The organism is Duffyella gerundensis (assembly GCF_001517405.1).
GTDB lineage: Bacteria > Pseudomonadota > Gammaproteobacteria > Enterobacterales > Enterobacteriaceae > Duffyella > Duffyella gerundensis.
Map to the genome: position 1 here is coordinate 2,365,488 of NZ_LN907827.1, position 24,577 is coordinate 2,390,064.

The 24,577-nt window shown below is 56.0% G+C and carries 29 protein-coding genes and 1 tRNA gene; 10 read left to right on the forward strand and 20 right to left on the reverse strand.

What is annotated here, in order from left to right; translation table 11 throughout:
- Positions 1 to 4 precede the first annotated feature (4 nt).
- Positions 5 to 202 (reverse strand): protein DsrB, encoded by a 198-nt coding sequence (dsrB, locus tag EM595_RS11065; protein WP_067431734.1) that lies wholly within the window; start codon positions 200 to 202, stop codon positions 5 to 7.
- A gap of 47 nt (positions 203 to 249) precedes the next feature.
- The gene (locus EM595_RS20675) at positions 250 to 408 is read right to left on the reverse strand and encodes a YqaE/Pmp3 family membrane protein (protein ID WP_071852512.1); all 159 of its coding nucleotides are present in this window, start codon (positions 406 to 408) and stop codon (positions 250 to 252) included.
- 306 nt (positions 409 to 714) lie between these two features.
- On the opposite strand from EM595_RS20675, the gene EM595_RS11070 reads away from it, so the two are divergent.
- The 3 genes from EM595_RS11070 (at position 715) to EM595_RS11080 (ending at position 3,279) form a co-directional block, all read left to right on the forward strand.
- Positions 715 to 921: a DUF2525 domain-containing protein gene (locus EM595_RS11070; protein ID WP_067431739.1), complete on the forward strand. Its 207-nt coding sequence runs from the start codon at positions 715 to 717 to the stop codon at positions 919 to 921.
- Positions 922 to 1,239: 318 nt separating this feature from the next.
- A complete protein-coding gene (locus EM595_RS11075; RefSeq protein WP_067431742.1) occupies positions 1,240 to 2,028 on the forward strand; it encodes a mannosyl-3-phosphoglycerate phosphatase-related protein in 789 nt (262 codons plus the stop codon).
- A 30-nt stretch (positions 2,029 to 2,058) separates the two neighbouring features.
- Positions 2,059 to 3,279, forward strand: a complete 1,221-nt coding sequence (locus EM595_RS11080; protein ID WP_067431744.1) for a glycosyltransferase family protein — start codon at positions 2,059 to 2,061, stop codon at positions 3,277 to 3,279.
- A gap of 45 nt (positions 3,280 to 3,324) precedes the next feature.
- Here EM595_RS11080 and EM595_RS11085 read toward each other — a convergent pair whose 3' ends face one another.
- From EM595_RS11085 to EM595_RS11110, 7 genes are all read right to left on the reverse strand, one after another.
- Entirely contained in the window at positions 3,325 to 3,591 is a 267-nt protein-coding gene (locus EM595_RS11085; protein WP_067431746.1) for a hypothetical protein, read from the reverse strand.
- Between the two features lie 91 nt (positions 3,592 to 3,682).
- Positions 3,683 to 4,360, reverse strand: coding sequence for a LexA family protein (locus tag EM595_RS11090; RefSeq protein WP_067431749.1), 678 nt, complete (start codon positions 4,358 to 4,360; stop codon positions 3,683 to 3,685).
- A gap of 102 nt (positions 4,361 to 4,462) precedes the next feature.
- Entirely contained in the window at positions 4,463 to 4,645 is a 183-nt protein-coding gene (locus EM595_RS11095; protein WP_067431752.1) for a YodC family protein, read from the reverse strand.
- A gap of 159 nt (positions 4,646 to 4,804) precedes the next feature.
- Complete coding sequence (locus EM595_RS21475; RefSeq protein WP_262385609.1) at positions 4,805 to 4,936, reverse strand: hypothetical protein; 132 nt, start codon at positions 4,934 to 4,936, stop codon at positions 4,805 to 4,807.
- A gap of 35 nt (positions 4,937 to 4,971) precedes the next feature.
- A complete protein-coding gene (locus EM595_RS11100; protein ID WP_067431754.1) occupies positions 4,972 to 5,883 on the reverse strand; it encodes a DUF808 domain-containing protein in 912 nt (303 codons plus the stop codon).
- Between the two features lie 15 nt (positions 5,884 to 5,898).
- Positions 5,899 to 6,174, reverse strand: a complete 276-nt coding sequence (locus tag EM595_RS11105) for a hypothetical protein (RefSeq protein ID WP_067431757.1) — start codon at positions 6,172 to 6,174, stop codon at positions 5,899 to 5,901.
- Positions 6,175 to 6,253: 79 nt separating this feature from the next.
- Positions 6,254 to 6,739, reverse strand: a complete 486-nt coding sequence (locus EM595_RS11110) for a very short patch repair endonuclease (protein ID WP_067431760.1) — start codon at positions 6,737 to 6,739, stop codon at positions 6,254 to 6,256.
- A gap of 326 nt (positions 6,740 to 7,065) precedes the next feature.
- On the opposite strand from EM595_RS11110, the gene EM595_RS11115 reads away from it, so the two are divergent.
- The 3 genes from EM595_RS11115 to EM595_RS11125 all read left to right on the forward strand — a co-directional run bounded on the left by EM595_RS11115 (position 7,066) and on the right by EM595_RS11125 (position 10,888).
- Positions 7,066 to 8,970, forward strand: a complete 1,905-nt coding sequence (locus tag EM595_RS11115; RefSeq protein ID WP_067431762.1) for a putative phage tail protein — start codon at positions 7,066 to 7,068, stop codon at positions 8,968 to 8,970.
- 68 nt (positions 8,971 to 9,038) lie between these two features.
- The gene (dcm, locus tag EM595_RS11120) at positions 9,039 to 10,451 is read left to right on the forward strand and encodes a DNA (cytosine-5-)-methyltransferase (RefSeq protein WP_067431765.1); all 1,413 of its coding nucleotides are present in this window, start codon (positions 9,039 to 9,041) and stop codon (positions 10,449 to 10,451) included.
- Positions 10,452 to 10,489: 38 nt separating this feature from the next.
- A complete protein-coding gene (locus EM595_RS11125) occupies positions 10,490 to 10,888 on the forward strand; it encodes an ASCH domain-containing protein (RefSeq protein WP_067431768.1) in 399 nt (132 codons plus the stop codon).
- Positions 10,889 to 10,919: 31 nt separating this feature from the next.
- Here EM595_RS11125 and EM595_RS11130 read toward each other — a convergent pair whose 3' ends face one another.
- The gene (locus EM595_RS11130) at positions 10,920 to 11,168 is read right to left on the reverse strand and encodes an Arc family DNA-binding protein (RefSeq protein ID WP_067431771.1); all 249 of its coding nucleotides are present in this window, start codon (positions 11,166 to 11,168) and stop codon (positions 10,920 to 10,922) included.
- Positions 11,169 to 11,240: 72 nt separating this feature from the next.
- Positions 11,241 to 11,945 (reverse strand): phosphohydrolase, encoded by a 705-nt coding sequence (locus EM595_RS11135; RefSeq protein WP_067431773.1) that lies wholly within the window; start codon positions 11,943 to 11,945, stop codon positions 11,241 to 11,243.
- A gap of 636 nt (positions 11,946 to 12,581) precedes the next feature.
- Here EM595_RS11135 and EM595_RS11140 point away from each other — a divergent pair.
- The 3 genes from EM595_RS11140 to EM595_RS11150 all read left to right on the forward strand — a co-directional run bounded on the left by EM595_RS11140 (position 12,582) and on the right by EM595_RS11150 (position 14,346).
- Positions 12,582 to 13,253: an ASCH domain-containing protein gene (locus EM595_RS11140; RefSeq protein ID WP_067431776.1), complete on the forward strand. Its 672-nt coding sequence runs from the start codon at positions 12,582 to 12,584 to the stop codon at positions 13,251 to 13,253.
- Positions 13,254 to 13,393: 140 nt separating this feature from the next.
- A complete protein-coding gene (gene mtfA, locus EM595_RS11145; protein ID WP_067431778.1) occupies positions 13,394 to 14,170 on the forward strand; it encodes a DgsA anti-repressor MtfA in 777 nt (258 codons plus the stop codon).
- 100 nt (positions 14,171 to 14,270) lie between these two features.
- Positions 14,271 to 14,346: transfer RNA gene (locus EM595_RS11150), tRNA-Asn, on the forward strand.
- Between the two features lie 52 nt (positions 14,347 to 14,398).
- On the opposite strand, the gene EM595_RS11155 is transcribed toward EM595_RS11150, so the two are convergent.
- Positions 14,399 to 15,421 carry an NADP-dependent oxidoreductase gene (locus EM595_RS11155; RefSeq protein WP_067435409.1) on the reverse strand — a complete coding sequence of 341 codons (1,023 nt, stop codon included), beginning with the start codon at positions 15,419 to 15,421 and terminating at the stop codon, positions 14,399 to 14,401.
- 128 nt (positions 15,422 to 15,549) lie between these two features.
- On the opposite strand from EM595_RS11155, the gene EM595_RS11160 reads away from it, so the two are divergent.
- Positions 15,550 to 16,101 (forward strand): TetR/AcrR family transcriptional regulator, encoded by a 552-nt coding sequence (locus tag EM595_RS11160; RefSeq protein ID WP_067431780.1) that lies wholly within the window; start codon positions 15,550 to 15,552, stop codon positions 16,099 to 16,101.
- Positions 16,102 to 16,141: 40 nt separating this feature from the next.
- On the opposite strand, the gene EM595_RS11165 is transcribed toward EM595_RS11160, so the two are convergent.
- The 8 genes from EM595_RS11165 to EM595_RS11195 all read right to left on the reverse strand — a co-directional run bounded on the left by EM595_RS11165 (position 16,142) and on the right by EM595_RS11195 (position 24,573).
- A complete protein-coding gene (locus EM595_RS11165) occupies positions 16,142 to 16,399 on the reverse strand; it encodes a hypothetical protein (RefSeq protein WP_067431788.1) in 258 nt (85 codons plus the stop codon).
- Positions 16,400 to 16,555: 156 nt separating this feature from the next.
- A complete protein-coding gene (locus EM595_RS11170) occupies positions 16,556 to 17,578 on the reverse strand; it encodes an LLM class flavin-dependent oxidoreductase (protein WP_067431790.1) in 1,023 nt (340 codons plus the stop codon).
- Positions 17,579 to 17,717: 139 nt separating this feature from the next.
- Positions 17,718 to 18,395 (reverse strand): PKHD-type hydroxylase YbiX, encoded by a 678-nt coding sequence (ybiX, locus tag EM595_RS11175; RefSeq protein WP_067431792.1) that lies wholly within the window; start codon positions 18,393 to 18,395, stop codon positions 17,718 to 17,720.
- Between the two features lie 44 nt (positions 18,396 to 18,439).
- The gene (locus EM595_RS11180) at positions 18,440 to 20,707 is read right to left on the reverse strand and encodes a catecholate siderophore receptor Fiu (RefSeq protein ID WP_067431793.1); all 2,268 of its coding nucleotides are present in this window, start codon (positions 20,705 to 20,707) and stop codon (positions 18,440 to 18,442) included.
- 321 nt (positions 20,708 to 21,028) lie between these two features.
- Positions 21,029 to 21,190 (reverse strand): hypothetical protein, encoded by a 162-nt coding sequence (locus tag EM595_RS21115; protein WP_157883877.1) that lies wholly within the window; start codon positions 21,188 to 21,190, stop codon positions 21,029 to 21,031.
- 110 nt (positions 21,191 to 21,300) lie between these two features.
- Complete coding sequence (locus EM595_RS11185) at positions 21,301 to 21,693, reverse strand: cupin domain-containing protein (RefSeq protein ID WP_067435411.1); 393 nt, start codon at positions 21,691 to 21,693, stop codon at positions 21,301 to 21,303.
- 189 nt (positions 21,694 to 21,882) lie between these two features.
- A complete protein-coding gene (locus EM595_RS11190) occupies positions 21,883 to 22,989 on the reverse strand; it encodes a lactonase family protein (protein WP_067431794.1) in 1,107 nt (368 codons plus the stop codon).
- Positions 22,990 to 23,124: 135 nt separating this feature from the next.
- Positions 23,125 to 24,573 carry an EmmdR/YeeO family multidrug/toxin efflux MATE transporter gene (locus tag EM595_RS11195; protein ID WP_067435414.1) on the reverse strand — a complete coding sequence of 483 codons (1,449 nt, stop codon included), beginning with the start codon at positions 24,571 to 24,573 and terminating at the stop codon, positions 23,125 to 23,127.
- Positions 24,574 to 24,577: the final 4 nt, after the last annotated feature.

The following is a 24,577-nucleotide window of genomic DNA, read 5'->3' on the forward strand; positions in this document are numbered from 1 at the left end:
GTTGTCAGGCGGGCTGATCGAGCGGCTCAACAAAGATGCCGTCAGCGTGCCCCACTTCGTTGAAGAACCAAATCCCCAACGGATAATCCTCAAGCGCCACCAGATACATGGTGCCTTCGTTAAAATCTTCTACCGCTAACACGGTGCCTTTGCGGCGCGGGCCGCCATCGGTTTTAACAGAAACGCGATCGTTTACCTTCATGAACAGTCTCTCTCTGTGGCATAAGGCTCATCCGGCGCGCCGTGCGGTTAGCGACGGGCAATAATCCAGATGGCATGAATAATGCCCGGAATATACCCTAACAGCGTCAGCAAAATATTGAGCCAGAACGCCCCGGCGAAACCCACCTGCATAAAAACACCCAGCGGCGGCAGAATAATCGCAATAATAATGCGTAACAGATCCATAAACAGGTCCTCATCATGGTTATTAGTCTTGACTACAGGCAATAAACATAGCATTTCCAGCAGGATATGCTGAGGTCTGAAGGTAAAACAAGGTAAGTATCAGCGGGATGCGGGCGGAAAATAAAAAAAGCCCGCGCTGCGCGGGCAAAATCCTTGTTACTTTTTAGCTTACTGCGCCTTTTGGGGGTGGCGTTGTGAAAAAATTCTACCCTGCCCGCCTGTCAGAAATCTTTCTGTGAAGCGTAAAGCAAACGAAAAGAAGATGAGCAACTATAGTGTGGGTGTTATCAGGTGGAGGAATCGATCATGACAACAGAGCAGGAACGGGATGAAACGGCGCAGCGTGAAGTCGATGTTGACGCGCTGCTGCAGGCTATTCAGCGGCATACATCGGGCGATATGCAGGAATTTATGCAGGCCACCAGCGCGCCGCGTGAGAGCAGCTGTCGCCAACTCGCCGATGCGTTTGAACTCGATATTCACGACTGCCGTTGCACCGAGAGCGATCGCTGAATAAAAAAAACCCGGCGCCAGGCCGGGTAAACTATTTTGCAAATTCGTTACGCAGGAGAAATTCTCTTACTGCGCTATTTTACGCCAGCCATTTCACTAACAAAAGCCGGATAATTCGCGTTTTATGCGGTTGACTCCGCTGACGACGTTTTGCCGCCCTGTTTCACCGCCTCCCACCTTTTTTTCAGAGATTTCCTGGTCGTTTACGGCACATAAATCGCCAACTATCTGCCCTGCCGCCTGTCAATTTAGCGTTAACCATTATACTTAACCGACCTGTCAGCCCTTATGCCAGCAGAGTGGTGAGGAGGATTTCATATGTTGTCATTACAGGATTCACTGTTGGTCATCACCGATCTCGACGGTTCGCTGCTCGATCATCACACCTACAGCTGGCAGGCGGCCGAAGCCTGGCTGGCACGGCTGGAGGAACATGAGGTGCCGCTGGTGATCTGCTCAAGCAAAACCGCAGCGGAGATTGTGCCCCTACAGAAACAGCTGGGCATTGAGGGCACGCCCTTTATTGCCGAAAACGGCGCGCGCATTCATTTGACTGACCAGGCGGGCGAACCGATGGTCAATGGCGATGCCCGTGACTACAGCGATATCGTTGAGTCGCTGCGCCGTCTGGAGCACCAGTTTCGCTTCACCGGCTTTGCCGATTTCAGCGACAAAGAGATCTCTGACATCACCGGCCTGACGCTGCGCGATGCCCAGCTGGCGCGTATCCGCGAAGCCTCTGAGGCGCTGGTGTGGCGCGACAACGAAGAGCAGTTTGATCGTTTCCGCGAGGCGCTGGCCGCCGATGGACTGTCGCTGACCCAGGGCGGCCGCTTCTGGCACGTGATGGCGACCGGTAGCGGCAAAGGCGCGGCGGTAAACTGGCTGCTCGATCAGCTGCCGCAACGGCCGGTCACGCTGGGCCTCGGCGATGGTCCCAACGACGCGCCGATGCTCGACGTGGTCGATTATGCCGTGGTGATCAAAGGCTACAGTAAAAACCCGGTTGTGCTACAGCGCACCGATGAACAACGCGTTTACCACACCGCTCATCATGGCCCACAGGGCTGGAGTGAAGGTCTGGACTACTTTATTACTCAGCCGTAAGGCTGCGTTATTCTCTGTCGGAGCGTAAGAATGAGTGATTTTTTCCAGAATGGCGTTATCACTAACTTCCATAATTTAACCGGTCGCCCCGTTGAGGATTTAGAAAAAGATCTGGTCAGTTTTTCCAGTAAACGCACCATGGGATTGATGTTGCCTTCGCTGTTCTCCGAGCTGGAAGGCCCGGCGCTAAATCATATCGTTGATGAACTGGCGAAAGTGCCCTACCTGGAAGAGATCGTGATCGGCCTCGATCGTGCCGATCGCGATCAGTTTCTGTTTGCCCGCGACTTTTTTTCCCGCCTGCCGCAGCGCCACCGTATTTTATGGAACGATGGTCCGCGCCTGAAGGCGATTGACGCTGAGCTGGATAAAGAAGGCCTGTCGCCCACCCAACCGGGCAAAGGCCGCAACGTCTGGTTCTGCACCGGCTATACGCTGGCGTCCGATCGTTCCGACTGCGTGGCGCTGCACGATTGCGACATCGTCACCTATGAACGCGGTATGCTGGCGCGCCTGCTCTATCCACTGGCCAATCCGTCCTTTCAGTATGAGTTCTGCAAAGGCTTTTACGCACGCGTGTCCGATAACAAGCTGAATGGCCGCGTTGGTCGTCTGCTGGTTGGTCCGCTGCTGCGCTCACTGCAACAGGTCTACGGTCATTCGGAATATCTCGATTACCTCACCAGCTTCCGTTATCCACTGTCAGGAGAATTTGCCATGCGCAGCCACGTGCTGAACGGCATTAAGATTCCGGGCGACTGGGGGCTGGAGATTGGCGTGCTGTCGGAGATTTACCGTAATTACACCACCCGCCAGAGCTGTCAGGTTGAGATCGCCCACAATTACGACCATAAGCATCAGCCGCTGTCGGAAGAGGATGGCACCGGCGGCCTGCGCCGTATGAGCGGCGATATCGTGCAGTCGCTGCTGCGCAAAATGGCGACCATGGGCGTGCATCTCTCCAGCGATTCTTTCCGCGTACTGAAAGCAACCTACTACCGTAACGCGCTGGATATGATGGAAATCTATAATCATGAAGCGACGATGAACGGACTGAAGTTCGATCAGCACAGCGAAGAAGCCGCGGTGGAGATGTTTACCCAGGCGATTCTGGAAGCGGGTCAGGCGTTTATGGAGCGGCCCAACGACAAGCCGTTTATTCCCAGCTGGAGTCGCGTGCAGTCGGCGTTCCCGGATATTTTGCAGCGGATTTATCAGGCGGTAGAAGAGGATAACGAAGGCAACGTGTAAACGGCGCCGCCGCGTAAGGCATGGCATTCCTTTGCCGATGCGGGCCTACTTGCCCGCATTATCCTTACGTCGCGGCAGCGTGCGTGCTTTTGGGTTGGGGTGAAAAAGCGTGGGTCGGACGGAACATGAATAGCGTTGCAATAGCGCTGTGCGTTTGCGCTGTTCGGCACGGTTGTCTCGCCAGATCATCACGGCGCGAAGCGCGGCGCAAAATGCACCAATCAGACAGCTCCACTCCTGCACGGTCAGATGAACCAGACAGCCTTTTGCCACGCCAAACAGCACCACCAGCGCATTTGTTATAAACTCCATTATTATCCTCCTGCTCAGTGACAACAGGTTAATAATGTACTTTTAGTTCACAAATAACAAGGACTATTAGTTCATTATGTGACGCGTGCGACTAACCTAAATTCTCCCATTTCGCTTCCACCACCACGCCGATAATGCGGCAATCGTCATGAATCTCCTGCATTTTATAGTCGGGATTTAACGGCTTGAGGTATTTGTGGCCGCCATCTTCAACATAGCGTTTGAAGGTCGCTTCGTTGGCATCGGTGAGTTTGGCGATCACCAGCTTGCCGGAGGTGGCTGCGACTTCAGGATCGACCAGAATCATCATGCCTTCAGGAATGCTCAGGCCCACCTGAGCGGTCATTGAATCCCCTTTGACCTCCAGCCAGAAGCTATTCTCGCTAACGTGACGCGTGGTGGAGGGCCAGCGATCAACTTCCGTGTGCGGCCAGGGCTCAAACGCTTCGCTCCATAAACCGGCACTAACCCAGCTAATGAGCGGATAGCTGTTATACCCCTGCGGCTGCGAAGTGGGCTGCACGTTGTTGTCCCAGACGTAGCCGAGCTGCAGCCATTCACGGGGCACGTCCAAAAACTGCGCCAGCTGTTCCATTTTAGCGCCACGCGGCACCGACTCGGCGTTCAGCCATTTTCCGACCGCGCGGGGCGTCACCGACAGCGCGCGCGCAATGGCGACGCCGCGGCCATGACTTTCCAGCCCTTTCTTATCGCAGGCTTGTTGTAAACGTTGGGCAAAAGCATCTGGTGAGGCGAGATCGTAAGTCATCAAAATTACCCGCTGGTTCAAAATGAACTAAAAGTCTATCTTATCGCGGATAAAATGAAAAGCCCGCTCAGAGGCGGGCGGATTGGTACGGTCAGGCAAGCCTTAACTGGCCAGCGATGTTGGCATGGCCGCAGCCAGAACCAGCTCATCCTTGCGAAACGCTTCGCGTTGCAGCGCATAGCCGTCATGCCAGCAGCACTCTACCATGCCGCTGGCGTAGCCGGTCACGATCATGAGCGGGCCATTTTCCTCTTTACGCACTTCATCGCCAATTGCCAGATACATGCTGTTGCCTCCAGAAAAAAACAGGTTTTTTTAGGTATAGCAGCTTATGGCGATTTGCCCAGCAACGGGCGAGGTGAAGAGCAAATGGCGGGAGATTTTGAGAATAAGCCGAAAAAAAAGCGGATAATGATTATCCGCTTTTCAGATCGCTGCGTGCCGTCAGATTTTGCAGCCTTCGCAATCCGCGTCGTCGCTGAGATCGGCAGGCACTTCGCTGGCTTTTTTCTCGGCGTTGGCTTGCGCCTCTTCCAGCTGTGCATCGATATCAAATTCAAAAATGTCGTCGTTCATGTTTGCTCCTTTGCTTCAGGTACCTGAACCTGCCTTTATACTGATTTACCCCGTAGCTTCGCAATCAGATTTACCACCAACAGCACGATGGAACCAATAATAAAGCCGATCACCAGGTTAGCGCCGTTGCTGATCAGCATGGCAACCAGCCCGCCGTAGCCGTGGCTCATCGCCTCAATCCAGTGGTGCAATTTTGCGATGCCGTGCACCACAATGCCGCCGCCGACCAAAAACATCGCCAGCGTACCGACCACGGTGAGAATTTTCATCAGCCAGGGCGCAGCAAACAGCAGTGCGCTACCGATGCCCTGTGCCACCGACGATGACTTCTTACGCAGCCACAGGCCGAGATCATCAAGCTTCACGATACCGGCTACGATGCCGTAGACGCCGATAGTGACCAGAATCGCGATGCCGGCCAGCACAATCACCTGATTCAGCAGCGGTGCTTCCGAGACGATGCCCAGTGTAATGGCGACGATCTCCGCCGAAAGAATAAAGTCGGTGCGAACCGCGCCTTTGATCTTTTTCTTTTCGTAGGCGGCAGGATCTTTTTCAATCTCCTTTTGCAGCCGCTGCTGGCGCGCATCGGCGCTCTCCTGCGACTTGTCCTTATGGAAGCTGTGCATCACCTTCTCAACCCCCTCATAACAGAGGTAGGCGCCGCCAATCATCAGCAAGGGCGTAATCGCCCAGGGCGCAAAGGCACTGATCACCAGCGCCAGCGGCACCAGAATCAGCTTGTTGAGAAAAGACCCTTTTGCGACGCCCCAGACCACGGGCAATTCACGGTTGGCTTTAAAGCCGGTGACCTGCTGCGCATTAAGCGATAAGTCGTCCCCCAATACTCCTGCGGTTTTCTTCGCCGCTATTTTTCCCATTACGGAAATATCATCCAGCAGGGTGGCAATATCATCTAATAACGTCAGTAAGCTGCTCGCGGCCAAAATCTGTTCCTTATTTTATTCGTGCCCGTCATGCTGGCAGCATGGACAGAGGGCAATATCGGTCACTGTCATATCGGCAATGCCATTACAATCCCACTCGACACGCACCGGCAGCGTCGCCGACAGTTGATGATGCAGATATTTACTGACCGGGCTTTCCGTCATGCCGCCAATCTCTTCGCTGGCGATCAGCGTGTCGCCAACGTAGATGCGCGCCGTTGCCTGCGCGTTGACCATGCGCTCATCCTGAAGCCGGTAAAGCCTGCGTACTGTCAATTTCACTGTGGCCATCACGCCCGCCTGTGTTTGCCGAGGGGAAACCATCGATCTAAGCAATTATGTATCAATATGGCAATCGTCGCCGTGGAAATTACGCCGGGTTAGCTGGCTTAAGCAGATGAATGCCCTGGTAATCTATCTCCGCAGCGCCGTCAATGGTAAACAGCCACTCTTCCAGCCGATCGCCGATCGCCTGATCGTCCAGCCTGAACTTGCCGCGTAGCGCGCACTCCCACACCACCAGCACCTTCCAGCCCTGCTCTCGTAACGCCTGGCGGTCACGCGCGTCACGGGTCACGTTGCCGTCGATCTTATCCAGCCAGAACTGCGTGCGCGTGGCTGGCGTCTTAAACAGGTAGCAGTGATGGTGATGCCAGAAACAGCCGTGCACCAACAGGATCGCCTGATGTTCCGGCACCACAAAGTCGGGCTTGCCGGGCAGAGTTTTATCCTGCGCGTGAAAGATAAAGCCGCGTTGTTCCAGTAGCGCCGCCACCCGCAGTTCAATGGCGGTATCCTGCGTACGAATTGCGCGCATGTTTTTGCTGCGTGTGGCAGCAGAATGTACGTCGGCCATACCTTCTCCTTGTTTTCCTGCCTTGATCTTAGCCTGGATGCAGTGGTGGATAAGCGCGGATAATCATTCTCCCCTTCCTCTGCGCCTGCTGCAGCTGGCTTATCAGGTCCACTTCCCGACAGAGCAAGCCTAAGGAAATTCTGTAAAGCATCGCCAAAATCTGTCGCCGCGCTCTGCGTGGCATTGATAAAAATAGCGTTATTTCAGCCAGTTAATATCACTGGCTTTCAAGACTGCTATCTCACTGGCCCTGTCTCCCGCTGCGTCTGTAAATCGATATACTCAATAAGCTGTCTCTTTTTTCATCAATCCTCAAGGAACCTTTAATGGCGAACGAAAATCCAAACACCTCTGCCGCTTCGGCCAACAGCCTGCGCGTGGTGGATAAGCAAGGCAACCCGCTCGACTTTGGTAAGGTATTGATTGAACTGGCCAGCCTGACTACTGGCGCCAACGTAAACGTTACGCAGGTTGCCGATATCGACACGCTGCGTAAAACCGAACCCAGCCATCCCGGCGATATGGCGGTGGTGCTGGAATATGCCAACAACACCCGCATGGGTGGCGGGCTGTTCATCTATCATCCCGATGACACCAGCAAAGATGATTCTGGCGTGGTGATCGTTAGCGCAGGCGGCAAGCGCTGGAAGCGTCACATCACCGATTATAACGCGCTAACCGTGCTTGACTTCGGTGCCATTGAGGGCGGTGAAATCGACTGTGCCGTGGCCGTGAAACGCATGCATGACTGGTCGCAAAGCACGGCACGTTTCAATGCCGTCGGCATCCGTTTTCCGGCCGGGAAGTTTATGCTCTCAACGCTTAACTTCGTTGATAAAGCGGCCTCCCGCTTCAAGGTTTCCGGTGCGCCGGTGGATTTTGGCTATTTTGCCGCCACCCATCTGATTTCCGATCGTAAAAACGGCGAGTATGTGTTTGATGTACAGGCCAAGCGGGTTGAGATTGTCGGCATCAACTTCAATGGCGAATACAACCTGCAGGCCAATACCAAAGGCTTCTATCGCAACCATATCACCGAAGGCCAGTATCTGCGGATCAGCTGTGTCAATTTTGACCAGGTCGGCGGCCGCTGCATCAGCGTAATCGATACCCTCGACTGTAAAATTGACCAGTGGTACGCCAGCGATTGTCAGGATACGGTGATCTACGGCTCCTGGTCCGACGGCGAACACGGCTGGAATCATCTTACCGCTATCGAGCTCTCTAACTTCAACGCGCAGAACTGCAAAAATAAGCCGGTCATTGATTTACAGCGTGCGACCCAATCACTGATACGCAACGGCTGGATCGAACATTGCGAATATCCAGGTGATATCTCTAACGGCCAGTGGATTATCGATGCACTGAGTATCGAAAGCACCAAAGAACCGATGAAATGCCACTACACCCGCGCCATTACTCTGCAACGCAATATGCAGTCAGGTGCCTCAATGGATTTCTCCCCGGTTGGCGACCGCTATTTATCGGAATATGAATTGGGTGACGTGGATATCGCCAGCCACGGCGTCAATATTAATGGCTCACTGAACTATCTCTATGAAACCGGTCAGGTTCACGTTTCGAATTTTGCTGAAAAGGAGAACTGGTTCAAACTGGGCATGATTGAACTGCCGGGCGTAGGTTGTCAGGCGCACCTTCGTATCATCGGTTCCGGTAGCTACAATGCCATCAAAGAGACGCCAACGGCATGGACAACCCGTACCGCCGAAGGCGTTGCCGATATCTGGTTTCAACGCATACAGGCCTACGGCGATATTCAGCTGGACCTTGGCGTTACCTGGTCCAGCAAGGGGTCCTCGCCCGTCACTAATGTCTGGCTTGACCGCTTAAACAACGGTAAGGCTGATGTTTACGTCAAGCTGTCCAGCTTCTCCTCGCATAATATTGTTCTTATTACCACTAACGTGGCCGACCAGTTTCAGAGTGGGGTGCATTTTCGTTTTATCCCGGCGCTGTCGCCTGATAGTAAAAACAGCTACCTGGCCTGTGACGAAGCGCAAAATGCCGTACTTAACGGGAAAACCGACTACGCCTTTCACCAGCACTGGGAAGGCAACAGCAAAGTCGGTTACGGCTATAACAACAACAACGAGCTGTTGATTCAGGGCACGCTGGCAAATGAGAGCAATTTTAACGTCTCCACTGCCTGCCTGAAGGTCATTATCAACGGCAAGCAATATGGGCTGCCCCTGCGCGAACTCAAAAGCTGATCGCGGGCCAATTCTCTCTGGGTCAAATGAGTGATAGCATGACACGCATTTAACCCTAAGGAATCACCATGCACGCTACGGACGCCCTTGCACAACGGTTGCAGCAGGAACATCTGCTGCAACAGCAAACCAAGCTCGCACAGGATCAACACCTGTTGCAGCACACCATCGATATCTATGGCCAGAAGGCGATCGCTGAAGCGCTGCGTAAAGTCGGTGCCAACGACTGGACGCGCGAAAGCCTCAACCGCTACATCAACGGCAAAGCGCGCGCCCGTGCGCTGCTGGATGTCGAAGTAAAAATGTTGCAGGCGCTGCTGCCTGAACGCCCCGCCCATTACGATCGTCCACTGTTTCGGTTTATCGATCTGTTCGCCGGCATCGGCGGCATTCGCACCGGCTTTGATGCTATTGGCGGCAAATGCGTATTCACCAGCGAGTGGAACAGCGCTTCGATCAAAACCTATCGCGCCAATCATTACAGCTGCCCCGACGAGCACCGCTTCAACAGCGATATTCGCGACGTTACGCTCTCCGCCACGCCAGCCAGCGATGAAGAAGCCGCGGCGCATATTGATGCGCAGATCCCCGATCATCAGGTGCTGCTGGCCGGCTTTCCCTGCCAGCCCTTCTCGCTCGCTGGCGTCAGCAAAAAGAATGCGCTGGGCCGCGCGCACGGTTTCGCCTGTGAAGCGCAGGGCACGCTGTTTTTCGACGTGGTGCGCATTATCACCGCCAAAAAACCGGCTATTTTTGTGCTGGAGAACGTGAAAAACCTCAAGAGCCACGATCAGGGACGCACGTTCCGCGTGATCATGGATACTCTCGATCAGCTTGGCTACGACGTCGCTAACGCCGCCGACAACACGCCGGATCGCAAGATTATCGACGCGCGCCACTTTCTGCCGCAGCATCGCGAGCGCATCGTGCTGGTGGGCATTCGTCGCGACTACCCGTTCAGCGCCGATTTCTCACTGAATGGCGTGCTGCAGGCGCTGCCGCAGCCCCGTCCCGCTTTCCGCGATCTGTTGGATGAAGAGCAGGAGAAATACATTCTGTCGCCCAAGCTGTGGGGCTATCTGTGGCATTACGCGAAAAAGCATAACGCCAAAGGCAACGGCTTTGGTTTTGGCCTGCTTGATACCCACAATCCGCTGGCCTGCGCGCGCACCCTCTCCGCGCGCTACTACAAAGATGGTTCGGAAATCCTCATCGATCGTGGCTGGGACAGCGCGCTGGCGGAGGAGGATTTTAGCCACGCGGAGAATATGCAGCGTCGCCCTCGCCGTTTGACGCCACGCGAGTGCGCACGGTTAATGGGCTTCGAGCAGCCCGGCGAAACCCGCTTTCGTATCCCGGTTTCCGATACGCAGGCGTACAAACAGTTTGGCAACTCGGTGGTGGTACCGGTGTTCGCCGCGGTGGCGCATCAGCTGTTGCCGTTTATCAAACAGGTCGTGGCGCAGCCTGAAGCCCGCTAACGTTATCTCCCCTGAAAATAAAAAAAGGACGTGCAGTGATGAATTTGATGGAAAAGTATCCCGATGCCCTGCAATGGGGCTTTGGCGATTTACCGGCGCTGACCGATGCGCTGGCAGCGCTGGTGGTTGCCGGTAAGAAGACCGCCTCCTGTGGCTCGCTGGCGGCGTATCAGCAGGAAGCGCACAAGATCACCCCCGGCAGCTTTCACATCATTCTCGACAGTCAGGCGCAGCCGGTGTGCGTGATTCAAATCGTGGGCATGCGGCTGGTGCGCTTCTGTGACGTCACGGCAGAAATGGCGCAAAAAGAGGGTGAAGGCGACTTGAGCCTGGCGTACTGGCGGCAGGCACATCAGGAATTTTTTAAGCGGGAAGGGTTGTTTGCGACCGATATGGAACTCATATATGAGGAGTTCCGGCTGGTTGAGGTGCTGTAACAACAGGGCCGCATCACGGCCCTGCGTCAGATTAGACCTTACGTTTTTTGCTTTTTTTCAGCAGGCTACGAATCTGTTTCAGTTCGCCGTCGGTGAGCTGCGGGGTTTCCTGCTCTTCGGTATGCGAACTGTCGATCTCAGGGCGTTGCTGACTGAGGCTTAACTGTAAACGCTGGCAAATCTCCTGGCTCATGGAAACCTGATTCTCAAGCGCGAGGTTCTTAATGGTCTCTTTGAGTTCAGGGTCAATTTTAATGGTCAGATTAACGGTGTCGTTCATGCAATCACTCCTGTTTATTGTTTGCGACACCCTGCCATGCGCAACGGCTAATTCATAGATTGTCACAAAAATTTAATATTTGGTTTTATCAGAAGTAAAATCGCGTAACACCGACGCATCCTTGCCGATCAGGTCGCCCTGCAGTTCTGAGCAGAGCTTTGCCATGAAATCTACAACAAAATCAGCGTTGTGTTGCGCCAGCTTTTTGCCGGTTTCTGTTTGCATGGTTTCTGGCAGACGCAGCATTTTTATCTGGAAATGGTCGAGCGTCCAGAGCTTGTCATCCAGCGGCCGCGCCTTGCCCAGCGGGTCGTTGCTGTCGAACAGCGAGCGACCGAGCGCGCCGGAGGTGTAGAAAACGCGAGCCAGGCCGATAGCACCTAATGATTCCAGACGATCGGCGTCCTGCACGATTTTGGCTTCCAGCGTGCGCGGCACGATTCCGGCGCTGAAGCTGTGCGCCTGCACGGCATGCGCAATGTCATCGTGCAGCTCATGGGGAAAGTCAGGGAAAGATTCCAGCAGGATGCGGCGCGTCGCGGCGGCGGCCTGGCTGGAGGCGAGATGACGCTCGGGATGATCTTTTGGCAGATTCACCACGTCGTGAAAATAGCAGGCCGCCAGCACCACCAGCGGCGTGGCATCGGTGCCCTGCATAATCTGCTGCGCGGTTTGCCAGACACGACGCAGGTGCGCGACGTCATGGGCCTGGTCACCGTGCTGCCAGTGTTGGTTCATCCAGTTTTCAAAGCGCGATTGCCAGTGATGTAGCGACATAAACTTCTCCCTTTGTGCGATGAAGTGGTGCAGGTGTTTAACGGGCGAAGCCAAACATGCATGAGAGTAGCGTGATGAGAATGACAGTTTGATGATTGCTATCGCAATCAGGATGTAAGTACTGCAACGGTTTGATTGAAGAAGTGATCTTCTTCAATTTATAGCAGATCCTGCGCATCACCTGGACCCTAAGCAGTAAATAAGGCAGGAACAGAGAGGCGAGCTGATGCTTTTTCAAACCAAAACCATTAGCCAAAGTAATATAATTTAGGGATTATTCCTGGCCGCAAAAATGCGTTTACGCCAGATAATCGCCAATTTTTATGTTAGCTTTACGGCTTACCTTTGACGCGCTAATCAGGTATTTCGGCGGCTTAGCGAAATTTTAGCGCTGAAATCGATGAAAAACGCGTTGATCGTAAACCCTGATACCATACAGCGCATGATTATAACCGGTCCACGATTAAACAGAAAAATTGGTTGTTGTGCTTGTTTTTCGCGCAGGCGAAAATTCGGAAAAATTGCACAACTCCGATAAGCAAACCAGGGTAAACGTGGTATCTTGAGCAAGGTTAAGATTAATCTGATTGTATTTTACACGATTGGATAGCGCATAAACACAATAAGAGGTATGCAATGAAAGAACGGCCGATTCTTTTTTCTGAGCAACGGGTACGCGCCCTGTTAATTGGCCAGCAAACGCAAACCCGGCGCATCATGAAATCCCAGGCTTTTGGCCCTGGTCAGGATAATCATGAAGGCTGTTACGCTTTTGACGTCAGCAGTAACCATCTCCAGGGTTATAAGATGGTGAACATGAACGACCTGAGCTACCGCTGTCCTTACGGTCAGCCCGGCGACCGGCTCTGGGTGCGTGAAACCTGGCGTGGTCCGGTGGTGCCCACCGACGCGCTACCTGATTATGAACGTTCGCCGGCCAAATTCCGCCGGCCGGAATATTGCCAGTACCGCGCGGCGAACAACGAGCTGGGCCATCCTTATGACAAGGATAAAAACAGCGAAGAGTTTGGCTGGCAGACGGCGATTCACATGCCGCGCTGGGCAAGCCGTATCGATCTGCTGATTACCGCAGTACGGGCGGAAAAGATCCAGGATATCAGCGATGAAGATGTGATGGCAGAAGGCGTGCAGACCGATTCGCACTTTCTCAACAACTTCTTCACCATGAACAACAACACCGTTTCGCCAAAAGAGGCCTATAAAAAGGCCTGGCAAAAACAGTATGGCGGCACCAGCTGGGAGGTAAATCCCTGGGTGTGGGTGATTGAGTTCGAAAAGATCGGATAACCTAAAAAGGCGGGCTCTCCCGCCTTTTTCATTTGTGCGTCAGCTCACAGACAACGCGCCCGCTTGCTGCATTTTTACCCGCCATTGATTAGCATCTGCCGGATCCTTCGCCTTTCATCTGCAGGAACAGCCCAACCATCATGATCAAGTGGCCATGGAAATCCCAGGCTGAAGAAGCCCTCGCTGCCCTGCCCTGGCAACAGGCGCTGTCGGCCCCGCTGTTTAGCGTGCTCTCCAGTCAGGAACAGCAGCAGCTTATCGCCCTTGCCAGCCAGTTTCTGCGGCAAAAGCGGCTGGTGGCGCTGCAGGATCTGCAACTGGATGCCGAGAGCCATGCACGTATCGCGCTGCTGTTCTGCCTGCCGGTGATGCAGCTGGGCCTCGCCTGGCTGGATGGCTTTCATGAAGTGCTGATCTATCCGGCGCCGTTTATCGTTAACGACAGCTGGCAGGATGAGGATGGTCTGGTGCACGCTGAGCGCACCACGCAGTCGGGACAGAGCTGGCTGCAAGGTCCGGTGGTGCTCAACTGGCAGGATATTCTCGATTCGTTTGATTTCTCCGGTTTTAACCTGGTGATCCATGAAGTGGCACACAAGCTGGAGGCGCGCGGCAGTGGCTATAACAACGGTGTACCGCCGGTGGCATTGCGTGACGTGGCGCGCTGGGAACGGGAAATCCAGTTAGCGATGGCCGATATTGAACAGGAAATTATGCTGGTGGGCGAATACGCTACCCGTATCGATGCCTATGCCGCCAGCGATGCCGCCGAGTGCTTCGCGGTGTTATCAGAATACTTCTTTACCGCGCCCGAACTCTTAATGGAGCGCTTCCCCACGCTTTATGGGCTTTACCGTGGATTTTATCAACAGGATCCGCTGCTGCGGCTGACAAATCAGGCCACAACTGGCGATTGAATCAGCCGATTGCTGCAAAGCTAGCCACTTGAAAGCAAAACGCTTTCTGGCTGTTGACAGCGTTCACCGACGCCGATAATATTCGCCTCGTTCACACGATTCCTCTGTAGTTCAGTCGGTAGAACGGCGGACTGTTAATCCGTATGTCACTGGTTCGAGTCCAGTCAGAGGAGCCAAATTTAGAGAAGCCCGCTCAGGGAAACCCGAGCGGGCTTTTTCTGTTCTGCGCTATGGTGTTTCCAGATCAATCACCACTTTGCCTTTGGCCCTTCCCTGCGCCAGCCAGGCGAGCCCCTGCGCACTTTGCGTAAACGGCAGCACCCGGTCGATCACCGGCCTGAGCTGGCCGACTTCAACTAATTGGGCAATGTGCTTCAGCTGCTCACCATCGGGCTGCACAAACAGAAAGCGATAATCGATGCCCTGTCTGCGTGCGAGGCGTTTAATTTTACGGCTCATCAGCCAGAACAGCGCCGTCAGCACGCGGTTCAGCCGCCGTTTGCGGGCGAACGCCACATCCAGCGGCCCGACCAGCGAAATGATCTTCCCGCCAGGCCTCAGAATAGCGAGCGATTTTTCAAGCGCGTCGCCGCGCAGGGTTCCCAGCACCAGGTCGTAATGACGCAGCACCTCGTCGAATGACTGCTTTTTATAATCGATAACCTGATCGGCGCCGAGCTGGCGCACCCAGTCAACATTCTCCGTGCTGGTGGTGGTCGCCACGGTTGCGCCGAGCGTTTTCGCCAGCTGAATCGCGATGCTGCCGATGCCGCCCGATCCGGCGGGAATAAACACCTTCTCACCCGCTTGCAGCCTGGCGTGCTCGTGCAGCGCTTGCCAGCTGGTCAGACTGACCATCGGTAGCGCTGCCGCCTCGACAAAACTCAGGTTTGTTGGCTTCAAGGCGGCCAGACGTTCAGGAACCACGGCGAAATCGGCCAGCGCACCCTGGCCAGTATCAAAGATGCTGGCAAATACCGCATCACCCGGCGTAAAGCGCGTCACGCCGCTGCCCACCGCGGTAACAATACCGGCCAGATCGCTGCCCAGCGTGGCCGGTAGTGTCATGTGTAACACTGGCTTAAAGGTGCCGCTAATGATCATGTTATCAATGGGGTTGAGGCTTGCCGCACAGACCTTCACCAGCAGCTCGTCCGGTTTCAGCGTCGGGATCGGCTTCGGCTCAATGCCCAGCGCCGGGTTCTTGCCGTAGCGTTTAAAGGTAACGGCCTGCATGGTGTCGGTTCTCATCGATTGCTCTGCGCAGTGAGGAATAGTCAGCTTAATGATGATAATCGTCATCTAAAAAGTCAATGATTTTGATTACGGTCATCATCATTGTATACTTAGACCATAAGTCGTACCGGAAGGAGCAACCAATGAAAGTGTCAAAAGAGCAAGTGCAGGAGAACCGCAGGCGTATTGTGCAAACCGCGTCGACGCTGTTTCGCGAACGGGGATTTGATGGCGTTGGTGTTGCCGATCTGATGTCAGCGGCTGGACTGACCCATGGCGGATTTTATAAGCATTTTGCCTCCAAGGCCGATCTGATGGCGGAGGCGATGCGCTGCGGCTTTATGCAGTCTGCCGAAGATGCACAGGGCGTCACGCGAGATCAATTTGTTGCGCACTATCTCTCGCGCCAGCATCGTGATGGGATGGGCCAGGGCTGCGTGATGGCGTCACTGGGCAGCGATGCCGCGCGACAATCCGACGCCATTAAAAGCGAGTTTGCCGCGGGCATCGAAAACCTGTTGGCCATCGCCAAGGCTGACGGCGGCGAGACGCGTGCCGATCTGATCGCCACGCTGTCGCAGATGGTGGGCGCGCTGGTGCTGTCACGCGGCTGCCCGGATGACTCCGCGCTGGCCGATGAAATTTTGCAGGTCTGTCGTGCTCGACTGCTGCCGGAAAACGGTGAAGCACGTTAACTAAGTGGTGCGCTGCATTAGCGGTTAGCCGCCTCTGCCATCAGGCTCGCTCAAGCGGCGTTTTTTTCACCGGCTGCTCGACGCGCGGCGGATTTTTACCGGCATGACAGGGCTGTTGCGTGCCGGGCAGATAAAACTTACCGTCCTGCGACGGAGCGGTGCCGCCAGGACAGCCAGGCAGTCCCGGGCGCCCCGCTTTGCCCGGCAAGCCATCGCCGCCGTTTGCTGTCACCGCGAATGCGGCACAGGGCAACAGCATGATAGCCAGCGCAACGCAGCCACTTTTCAGCATCATCATCTCTCTCCTCTCTGCACAATAGCCTGCTTACGTTACGCCGTGGCGCACACGGAATCCAGGTGAGGCTTCACACTATGCGGTGAAGATTTTATGACAGCGCTCGGCAGAGAACAGGCAAAAAAATCCCCGGCGTACCGGGGAGAATGGATGACTGAGTTAACGCCAGCCGAGTTCCGGCGCGACGTACTTGAGGATCGCCTCAATCACGTGGGCGTTGTAATCGACGCCGAGCTGATTCGGCACGGTCAGCAACAGGGTATCCGCTTCGGCAATCGCCTCATCGTCGGCCAGCAGCTTGATCAGCTTTTCCGGCTCAGCGGCGTAGCTACGGCCAAAAATGGCGCGGGTTTTCTCATCCAGATAGCCCACGCTGTCGCGCTCCTGACCGCTGCGGCCAAAGTAGGCGCGGTCGCGATCGTCCACCAGCGCAAAAATACTGCGACTGACCGACACCCGCGGCTGACGCGTATGACCGGCAGCCTGCCAGGCGGCGCGGTAAGCGCGAATCTGCTTCGCCTGCTGAATATGGAACGGCTCGCCGGTTTCATCATCTTTCAGCGTTGAGCTTTGCAGGTTCATGCCCAGCTTTGCCGCCCATTCGGCGGTGGCATTGGAGCCAGCGCCCCACCAGATGCGCTCGCGCAGCCCTTCAGAATACGGTTCCAGCCGTAGCAGTCCCGGCGGATTAGGAAACATCGGCTGCGGATTTGGTTTGGCAAAGCCTTCGCCGCGCAGCACGTCAAGCAGCACTTCGGTATGCTTACGCGCCATATCCGATTCGGTTTCGCCCGCTTCCGGCTGATAACCAAAGTAGTTCCAGCCGTCGATCACCTGCTCCGGCGAACCGCGGCTGATGCCGAGCTGCAACCGTCCACCAGCAATCAGATCGGCCACGCCCGCATCTTCCGCCATGTAGAGCGGATTTTCATAGCGCATGTCGATCACACCGGTGCCGATCTCAATACGGCTGGTTTTCGCGCCCACCGCCGCCAGCAGCGGAAACGGTGCGCTCAGCTGACGGGCAAAGTGATGCACACGGAAATAGGCGCCGTCTGCGCCTAACTCTTCAGCCGCCACGGCAAGATCGATCGACTGCAGCAGCGCATCGGCCGCCGAGCGTGTGCCGGACTGCGGCGACGGCGACCAGTGGCCAAATGACAAAAACCCAATCTTCTTCATGATAACTTTCCATCCTGAAACGGTGGCCTGAACGGTCAGGCGCCTTAACAACCATGATACGCTGCCGCCGGACAAAGGGTTATCGAAGGATATTGATGAAGAGATTCAACCTGGCTGAATATGCGGATGCCGCCGTCTGTCAGGTTTCGGTCCAGCCACGCAGCAGGTTGTGATAAAGATTCAGCAGCGACAGCTGCTCGTCGCTCTCACCATGGCGCGCTTTCAGCGTCTGAATCGTGCGATCCAGCTCGAACAACATGGCGCGCTGCTTATCATCCCGCACCATCGACTGAATCCACAAAAAAGAGGCGGTGCGCTCGCCCGCCGTCACCGGCGTGACGCAGTGCAGGCTGCTTGAGGGATAGAGCACCAGATCGCCCGCTGGCAGTTTGACCTTGTGCTGGCCGTAGGTGTCATTCACCACCAGTTCGCCGCCCTGATACTCATCCGGTTCGCTGAGAAACAGCGTGGCGGAGAGATCGGTGCGCATCCATCCCTGGCTGCCGTTGTGCCGCACCGCGCCATCAACGTGAAAGCCGTAGGTTTCATTCTGCTGATAGCGGTTGAACAGCGGCGTGGAGATGTGCAGCGGCAGCGCGGCGGCAAAAAACAGTGGGCTGTTATTCAGCGCCTGCAGCACCTGCGCCTGGAGCCGATCGTACAGCGGCGTATGGATATCGATCTGCTGATTATTTTTGACCTGTGCGCCCTGGCTGCCGGTGGTGGCGCGGCCGTCAATCCAGCTGGCCTGCTGCAACGCGTCGCGAAAGCTGCTCAGCGCATCAGGCGTCAGCACGGCGGGAATGTGATACATCATTCGCAGTTACTCATGAAGTAAAGGGGCGTGACGCCCCTTGCAGATTAGAAATGCACGTTTGCTGATAACAGGAAGGTGCGTGGCTCGACGGGATGGTAGCGATAGCCGCTCTTGTTGATCGAGGAAACAGCGTGCGTATCGAAAACGTTATAGACGTTGAGTTGCAGATCGAGGTTGGCGTTGACCTTGTAGCCCGCTTTCGCATCGGCCACCCAGTAGCCTTCCGTGGAAGAGGGTGTGCCGACCGCGCCGTCGGTGCCGCGGTGCATGCCGCCAACATAGCGCGCGCCGCCGCCCAGAGCGATGCTGTCGCTGGCCTGATACTGCGTCCAGAGCGTGAACGCATGCTCCGGGGTGTAAGGCACGGTCGATCCGCCATCCTGCGCGGTCTTCGCCCCTTCGCGTACGCTGGCGTGCTGCAAGGTATAACCTGCCAGCAGCTGCCACTCCGGCGTGATATTGCCGGCGGCGGTCAGCTCATAGCCCTCTACCCGCTTGCGGCCATACTGCGACGAAGTACCGTCATCATTCTGCTCAACTTCATTTTCGATGTCGGTGCGGAACAGCGCGGCGCTCAGCTGCAGGCGCTTATCCAGCACTTCCCACTTCGTGCCCAGCTCGCTGGTTTTGGCTTTTTGCGGCTTGAAATCGGTGCGGTTAGCGTTACTGCCGGTGCCGCTCTGCGCCAGGGTAAAGCTGCTGCCGCCCGGCGGCTGCTGGGAAATGGCGTAGTTAACGTACAGGTTGCCGTTGTCGGTCAGGTGATAGAGCGCGCCCGCCTTCCAGTTCACCAGGTTACCCGACTTTGCGGTATCGATGGTGGTGATCGGCGTGTTGCGCGGCGTGCCCGCCGGACAGGCCAGCGCGCCACGACCGGTGCCGCCGCAGGCGGTGGCGCTGTCATATTCGGTGCGGTAATTGTCGAGGCGCACGCCGCCGTTCAGCTCAATGTCGCGGGTAATTTGCAGCGTGTCAAAGGCGTAAACACCAAAAGTATCGGTTTGTCCGTTAGCGTTGGCGCCGTTGCGATCGAGTCCGCCCACGGAAATTGAACTGACCGGATGATAGATATTCACCGGCGGCGGCGTAATCGCCCGGACGCCGTAGTTGGTCTGCGTTTCGCGCGTAAACTCCACGCCCGCGCTGACATCGTGACCCACCGATCCGGTCTGGAAACGTGAGCTGATATTGGTCTGGTTAGTCAGAATTTTATTGCTGACATCTTTGGTATTCGCCAGCCGTGACCAGCTCCAGCTCTGCACATCGTTGCGGTTGGGCTGCACGATATTCGTGGCGCCGCCCATTACCGCGGTCAGCAGGTAATCCTGCTTCACCCGCGCCCAGCGCGTGGTGTTGCGCACGGTGGTGCTGTCGCTGAGATCGTGCTCAAGGCGCAGCGTCGCGCTGTCGGTGGTGGAGTCGTCGTAGTCAGAATCGGTGCCGTAAAAGTTCTCGCTGTTCACCCGGCCCGCACCGTTTAGCGCCGCGGTGCCGGCCGATGGCGCACGATAGCCACGCAGACCAATGGTCGGCACGCCGCCATCCGGCGTGTTGTTCTGCTCGACGTGCAGCACGTTGAGATAGAGACGCGTCGGCGTATCCAGGCCGAACGCCAGCGACGGCGCCACGCCCCAGCGACGGTTTTTCACATTGTCGCGACCGGCATCGTGCGTCTCCTCGCCCATCAGATTGAGGCGGAAAGCGCTGTTGTCGTTGATCGCCTGATCGAGATCGAGCGTGCCACGGCGGAACCAGGCGCTGCCGACGCTCACCGAGGCATCCAGGCCGGAGTCAAGACGCGGCTGTTTGCTGATGGTATTGATCGAACCGGTCGGCGCGCTGCGGCCATAATCACTGCCCGAAGGCCCTTTAATCACCTCAACCTGCTGGGTGTTAAAGGTGTCGCGCGAGACGCTGCCGATATCGCGAATGCCGTCCGAATAGATGCTGTTTGAGGTATCGGCACCGCGCATATAGATCGCATCGCCGGTGGTGGAGTTACCGTTTTCACCGGCAAAAAACGCGCCGACGCCGGGCACGTTTTTCAGCGCGTCGGATAAATTAGTGACGCCCTGATCCTGCATCACCTTTTCCGGGATCACCGTGATGGTGCGGGTGGTATCAACCAGCGGTCGGCTGAATTTCGGGTCTGCCGAGGCGTTTGGCGCATAGAGCGACGGCGCACTGGCCTCAACGAGCATCTCATCCTGGTCAACGGCAAGCGCAGCAGCAGGCGTGACGCCAATGCACAAACCGGTAAATAAGGTCAAAGAACTAAAATTACCAAAAGGCAGGTTGCGATTTTTATCCATTTTTAACTTGTTCAGCGGCTTTTTATTGTTATCTCTGTTCCGTCACCTGCAGCCAGTTACGACCTAATCAACCGATTCTCCGCTAACGGGTCGGCGCGGTGACACCTTAAATGATAAGTTGAAAGATAATGATTATCATTTATGTTCACATTATTATCACGCAGCTCAATTTAAATAAACACATTTGTTTACATAAACCCGACGCTATTCATACAGTTGGCGAAAGAAGCAGCATCACGCTGAAATAACAGGCACAAAAAAGCCCGCACGGTTGGCGGGCTGTCGCGTTTCACATCAGGCAGTACTCAGTGAAAAGCGGGATTATTTTCCATAATAGCGATGAAGCGAGGGGTGCGGTTCGATGCCATAAAGCTGGCTCATCGGGATCACCAGCTCAAAATAGTGTCGCGCATCGCTGTCGTCCTGTTCTGACTGTCGGGCATTCTGGCCGAGGTTCTTCCATAACTGCAGTAATCTGCGCATCGGTGACTCCTGACGGTAACAAGGTGAAGCCCTGAGTTAACGCCGATTGCGCACAAAACGGAAGCCACTAATTCTCACCTGCTTAGCAGGAAAAGTACTAAAGCCCGGCGTTAAAACTCAGCCGGTTCGCCCGGCAGCGGCTCCGACAGCGCCTGCCCTTCCACGCCTGCATAGGCGATCAGCAGCTCTGCCGCCACGCCGGTGGTATAACCCCGGTGCGCGCTGTTTACCGATTCGTTAATCGCCTGACCGGCGCGAAAAGTGTGGGTTTCACCGCTCTCTTTATCTTCCACCGTCAGCTCACCGGAGAGCAGATAGGCCACGTTGGGCATCGGGTGCGTGTGCCACGGCAGCGAGGTGTGTGGCGGAATAGAGAGCCGCATCAGCGACAGCTGCGGCGTGCCCTGCGGATAAGCGCCATAAAGCTGACCATTCCACGCGCAGTTGCACTCCAGCAGCAGTTCACTCGCAATTTTTGCCTCATCCTGCTTCTCTTTCGTCATCCCTTTACTCCCATTAATCACCCTGCTGACGCGCGCGCAGCGGATTGTCTGCGCAGGTCGCTCTTTCATCAGGGAACTATAAAGGTGTAGTTAATATCCTGAATAATTTCAATTATTCCTCCGGCCTTTGCCTGACTGCGGACATAAAAAAGCCTGCCACGGTGGGCAGGCTGAGAGACGACACCGCGCTTAGCGCGTGACGGTGACTACCCAGTTGGCACCGGTGCCGCAGGCCGCTTCGCCGACGCGCGCCAGCGTGCCGTCCTTGTCGTTGATCGCGTAGCTGCCGACCACCGCGCTCTTCTCGCCGCTGACCAGCAACCACTTGCCGCTACCGTCTATCGCCATGCCGCGCGGCTGCTTTTCTACCGGCCAGCTGCCGATCAGCGTTAAGGCCCCGCTTTGCGCATCGACGCGATAGCCGGAGACGGTGCTGGAGGTGCGTTCAGACATGTAAAGAAAACGGCCATCCGGGGTGATTTTGAGATCGGCCGCCCAGATGCGCGGCGTGGGATCGCTGTAATCGGCCGGTCGCTGACGACCGTGCGCCAGCTGATAACGTGCCGCCACCGCATTCGGCCAGCTCTGGAGTTTTTCCAGCGCGCCGTCGGGCTGACGGCGATATTGCGTAATGGTGCCGCCCATCTCGGTGAGGTTATAGAGAAAACGGTTATCCGGCGACATCACCGAATGACGCGGCCCGCTCTCTTTCTCGTCGCTGACGTAGCCTTTGCCAATCTCACTGATGGCGCCGTCTGCGCCCAGCGCCAGTTGCAGCACGCGGTCGTTGCCGAGGTTAGCGACATACAGCGAACGGTTGCTGTTATCCACCACCACCGAATGGGCGTGCGGCCCGGTTTTGTAACGTCCGCTTACCCGACCGGTTACCAGTCCGTGCTCAATGCGCTGGCTGGCCACCACGTCGCTGTCATAGGAGGCAGCGAGCAGATAGCGTCCGCTTTTATCGGTGGTGATCCACGGATAGCTCGCGTCCACCGCGGCGCTGGCGCGCTGGTGTAAATCGCCGTTTTTACCCTTTATTGACCAACTGATAATCGACCACGGCTTGCTGCGGACCGCACCGTAGAGAAAGTGCTTATCGGGACTGACCGCCAGCGGCATGATTTTGCCGCCGACCAACGTGGTGCCGGTTGGCGTCAGCGCGCCGCTGGCGCTATCGAGCTGATAGCGGGAAATTGAGCCGGACGTGGCGTTGGAGACATAGACAAAGGTGGTGGCCCACAACGACGGGCTGGCCAGCAGACACACCATTAACAGCGTTTTTTTCAAAGCCATAACGACCCCACAAAGCGAATAAAAGCGGCGGCAGGCGCCTCCAGGCTTTTAAACTAGCCGGACGGTGGGCGGCGCGCTTCAGGCGTCCGCCCTAATTTCTCCGGCAATATCGCGCTTTGTGCGCTGCGTCATGATTTATTGCGGCGGCGTCGGCACCGTTTGCGCGGCTTCGCTGGCGCTGAGCCTGGCCATCATTTTGCGGTAGTTATTCAGCCAGCTGCCGCTTTTCAGGCGCCACCAGAAGAAGGCACCGCGTACCGCCCAGTCCATGACCATGCCAAGCCAGACGCCGATGACGCCCATGCCAAGCACAATGCCGAGCAAATAACCAAACACGATGCGCGCGCCCCACATACCCGCCATGGAAACGTACATAGTAAAGCGGGCGTCGCGGGCGCCTTTCAGTCCGGCAGGCAGCACCCAGCTGGCGGCCCAAATCGGCATAAACAGCGCGTTGAGCCAGATCAGGTGTTTCACCACGGTGATCACCTCTTCATCACGGGTATAAAACCGCGCGATGGTGCCCGCCAGCGGCACCGAGAGCAGCGCCAGCGCGCACAGGCCGATGGTGGAGAGCCAGAACACATGCTTGATCTGCCGCTCCGCCTGCATCACCTGATTTTTCCCGAGGCGCGTGCCGACGATGATGGTGGAAGCGGAACCGAGCGCATTGCCCGGCAGGTTGATCAGCGATGCGATGGAAAAAGCGATGAAGTTACCGGCAATTTCGTTGGTACCCATACCCGCAACAAACACTTGCGTCAGTAGCTTACCGCCGTTGAACAGCACCGATTCGATGCTGGCGGGAATGCCGATACTCAGCACCTCACGCAAAATATCGCCGTTCCAGCGCCGAAAGTAGCTGGGAATGCTGATACGCAGCTTGGGGTTGAAGCCGATGACCAGCACATAAATCACCCCAATCGCGCCGATATAACGGGAAATAGTCAGCCCCAGCGCCGCGCCGTCGAAGCCCATTCCCTGCCACGAGAAACAGCCATAAATCAGCACGCTGCTGATAATGATATTGAGGATGTTCATGCCGCCGTTGATCAGCATCGGGATTTTGGTATTGCCCGCGCCACGCAGCGCGCCGCTGCCGATCAGGGTAATCGCCGCCGCCGGATAGCTCCAGGCTGACATCTGCAAATAGCTCAGCGCCAGCTGCTTCACCTGCGGCTCCGCCTGACCGGCGATCAGGTCAATGATCTGCGGACCGATAAACTCAATGCCTATCGCCAGCAGCAGCGCCAGCACGGTCATCGCCGCCAGCGACTGTCGCGTTGCCGCCCGTGCGCGCTTGCCGTTGCGTTTCGCCAGGCTAAAGGCCACCACCACGGTAGTGCCGAGATCGATGGCGGCGAAAAAGGAGATCACCACCATGTTAAAGCTATCCGCCAGACCGACGCCCGCCATCGCCTCTTTACCAATCCAGCTCACCAAAAAGGTGCTGAGCACGCCCATCAGCATGACGCAGAGGTTTTCGATAAAGATAGGAATGGCTAAAGGGGTAATTTCGCGCCAGAACAGCACATTATAAGAACGACGTTTGGGATACCACGCCGTGCGTTTAACTGCCTGCACCAGT

Coding starts and splice junctions, on each gene's coding strand:
- dsrB (WP_067431734.1), bottom strand. CDS start 202: ATGAAGGTAAACGATCGCGTTTCTGTTAAAACCGATGGCGGCCCGCGC.
- EM595_RS20675 (WP_071852512.1), bottom strand. CDS start 408: ATGGATCTGTTACGCATTATTATTGCGATTATTCTGCCGCCGCTGGGT.
- EM595_RS11070 (WP_067431739.1), top strand. CDS start 715: ATGACAACAGAGCAGGAACGGGATGAAACGGCGCAGCGTGAAGTCGAT.
- EM595_RS11075 (WP_067431742.1), top strand. CDS start 1,240: ATGTTGTCATTACAGGATTCACTGTTGGTCATCACCGATCTCGACGGT.
- EM595_RS11080 (WP_067431744.1), top strand. CDS start 2,059: ATGAGTGATTTTTTCCAGAATGGCGTTATCACTAACTTCCATAATTTA.
- EM595_RS11085 (WP_067431746.1), bottom strand. CDS start 3,591: ATGGAGTTTATAACAAATGCGCTGGTGGTGCTGTTTGGCGTGGCAAAA.
- EM595_RS11090 (WP_067431749.1), bottom strand. CDS start 4,360: ATGACTTACGATCTCGCCTCACCAGATGCTTTTGCCCAACGTTTACAA.
- EM595_RS11095 (WP_067431752.1), bottom strand. CDS start 4,645: ATGTATCTGGCAATTGGCGATGAAGTGCGTAAAGAGGAAAATGGCCCG.
- EM595_RS21475 (WP_262385609.1), bottom strand. CDS start 4,936: ATGAACGACGACATTTTTGAATTTGATATCGATGCACAGCTGGAAGAG.
- EM595_RS11105 (WP_067431757.1), bottom strand. CDS start 6,174: ATGGCCACAGTGAAATTGACAGTACGCAGGCTTTACCGGCTTCAGGAT.
- EM595_RS11110 (WP_067431760.1), bottom strand. CDS start 6,739: ATGGCCGACGTACATTCTGCTGCCACACGCAGCAAAAACATGCGCGCA.
- EM595_RS11115 (WP_067431762.1), top strand. CDS start 7,066: ATGGCGAACGAAAATCCAAACACCTCTGCCGCTTCGGCCAACAGCCTG.
- dcm (WP_067431765.1), top strand. CDS start 9,039: ATGCACGCTACGGACGCCCTTGCACAACGGTTGCAGCAGGAACATCTG.
- EM595_RS11125 (WP_067431768.1), top strand. CDS start 10,490: ATGAATTTGATGGAAAAGTATCCCGATGCCCTGCAATGGGGCTTTGGC.
- EM595_RS11130 (WP_067431771.1), bottom strand. CDS start 11,168: ATGAACGACACCGTTAATCTGACCATTAAAATTGACCCTGAACTCAAA.
- EM595_RS11135 (WP_067431773.1), bottom strand. CDS start 11,945: ATGTCGCTACATCACTGGCAATCGCGCTTTGAAAACTGGATGAACCAA.
- EM595_RS11140 (WP_067431776.1), top strand. CDS start 12,582: ATGAAAGAACGGCCGATTCTTTTTTCTGAGCAACGGGTACGCGCCCTG.
- mtfA (WP_067431778.1), top strand. CDS start 13,394: ATGATCAAGTGGCCATGGAAATCCCAGGCTGAAGAAGCCCTCGCTGCC.
- EM595_RS11155 (WP_067435409.1), bottom strand. CDS start 15,421: ATGAGAACCGACACCATGCAGGCCGTTACCTTTAAACGCTACGGCAAG.
- EM595_RS11160 (WP_067431780.1), top strand. CDS start 15,550: ATGAAAGTGTCAAAAGAGCAAGTGCAGGAGAACCGCAGGCGTATTGTG.
- EM595_RS11165 (WP_067431788.1), bottom strand. CDS start 16,399: ATGATGATGCTGAAAAGTGGCTGCGTTGCGCTGGCTATCATGCTGTTG.
- EM595_RS11170 (WP_067431790.1), bottom strand. CDS start 17,578: ATGAAGAAGATTGGGTTTTTGTCATTTGGCCACTGGTCGCCGTCGCCG.
- ybiX (WP_067431792.1), bottom strand. CDS start 18,395: ATGATGTATCACATTCCCGCCGTGCTGACGCCTGATGCGCTGAGCAGC.
- EM595_RS11180 (WP_067431793.1), bottom strand. CDS start 20,707: ATGGATAAAAATCGCAACCTGCCTTTTGGTAATTTTAGTTCTTTGACC.
- EM595_RS21115 (WP_157883877.1), bottom strand. CDS start 21,190: ATGCGCAGATTACTGCAGTTATGGAAGAACCTCGGCCAGAATGCCCGA.
- EM595_RS11185 (WP_067435411.1), bottom strand. CDS start 21,693: ATGACGAAAGAGAAGCAGGATGAGGCAAAAATTGCGAGTGAACTGCTG.
- EM595_RS11190 (WP_067431794.1), bottom strand. CDS start 22,989: ATGGCTTTGAAAAAAACGCTGTTAATGGTGTGTCTGCTGGCCAGCCCG.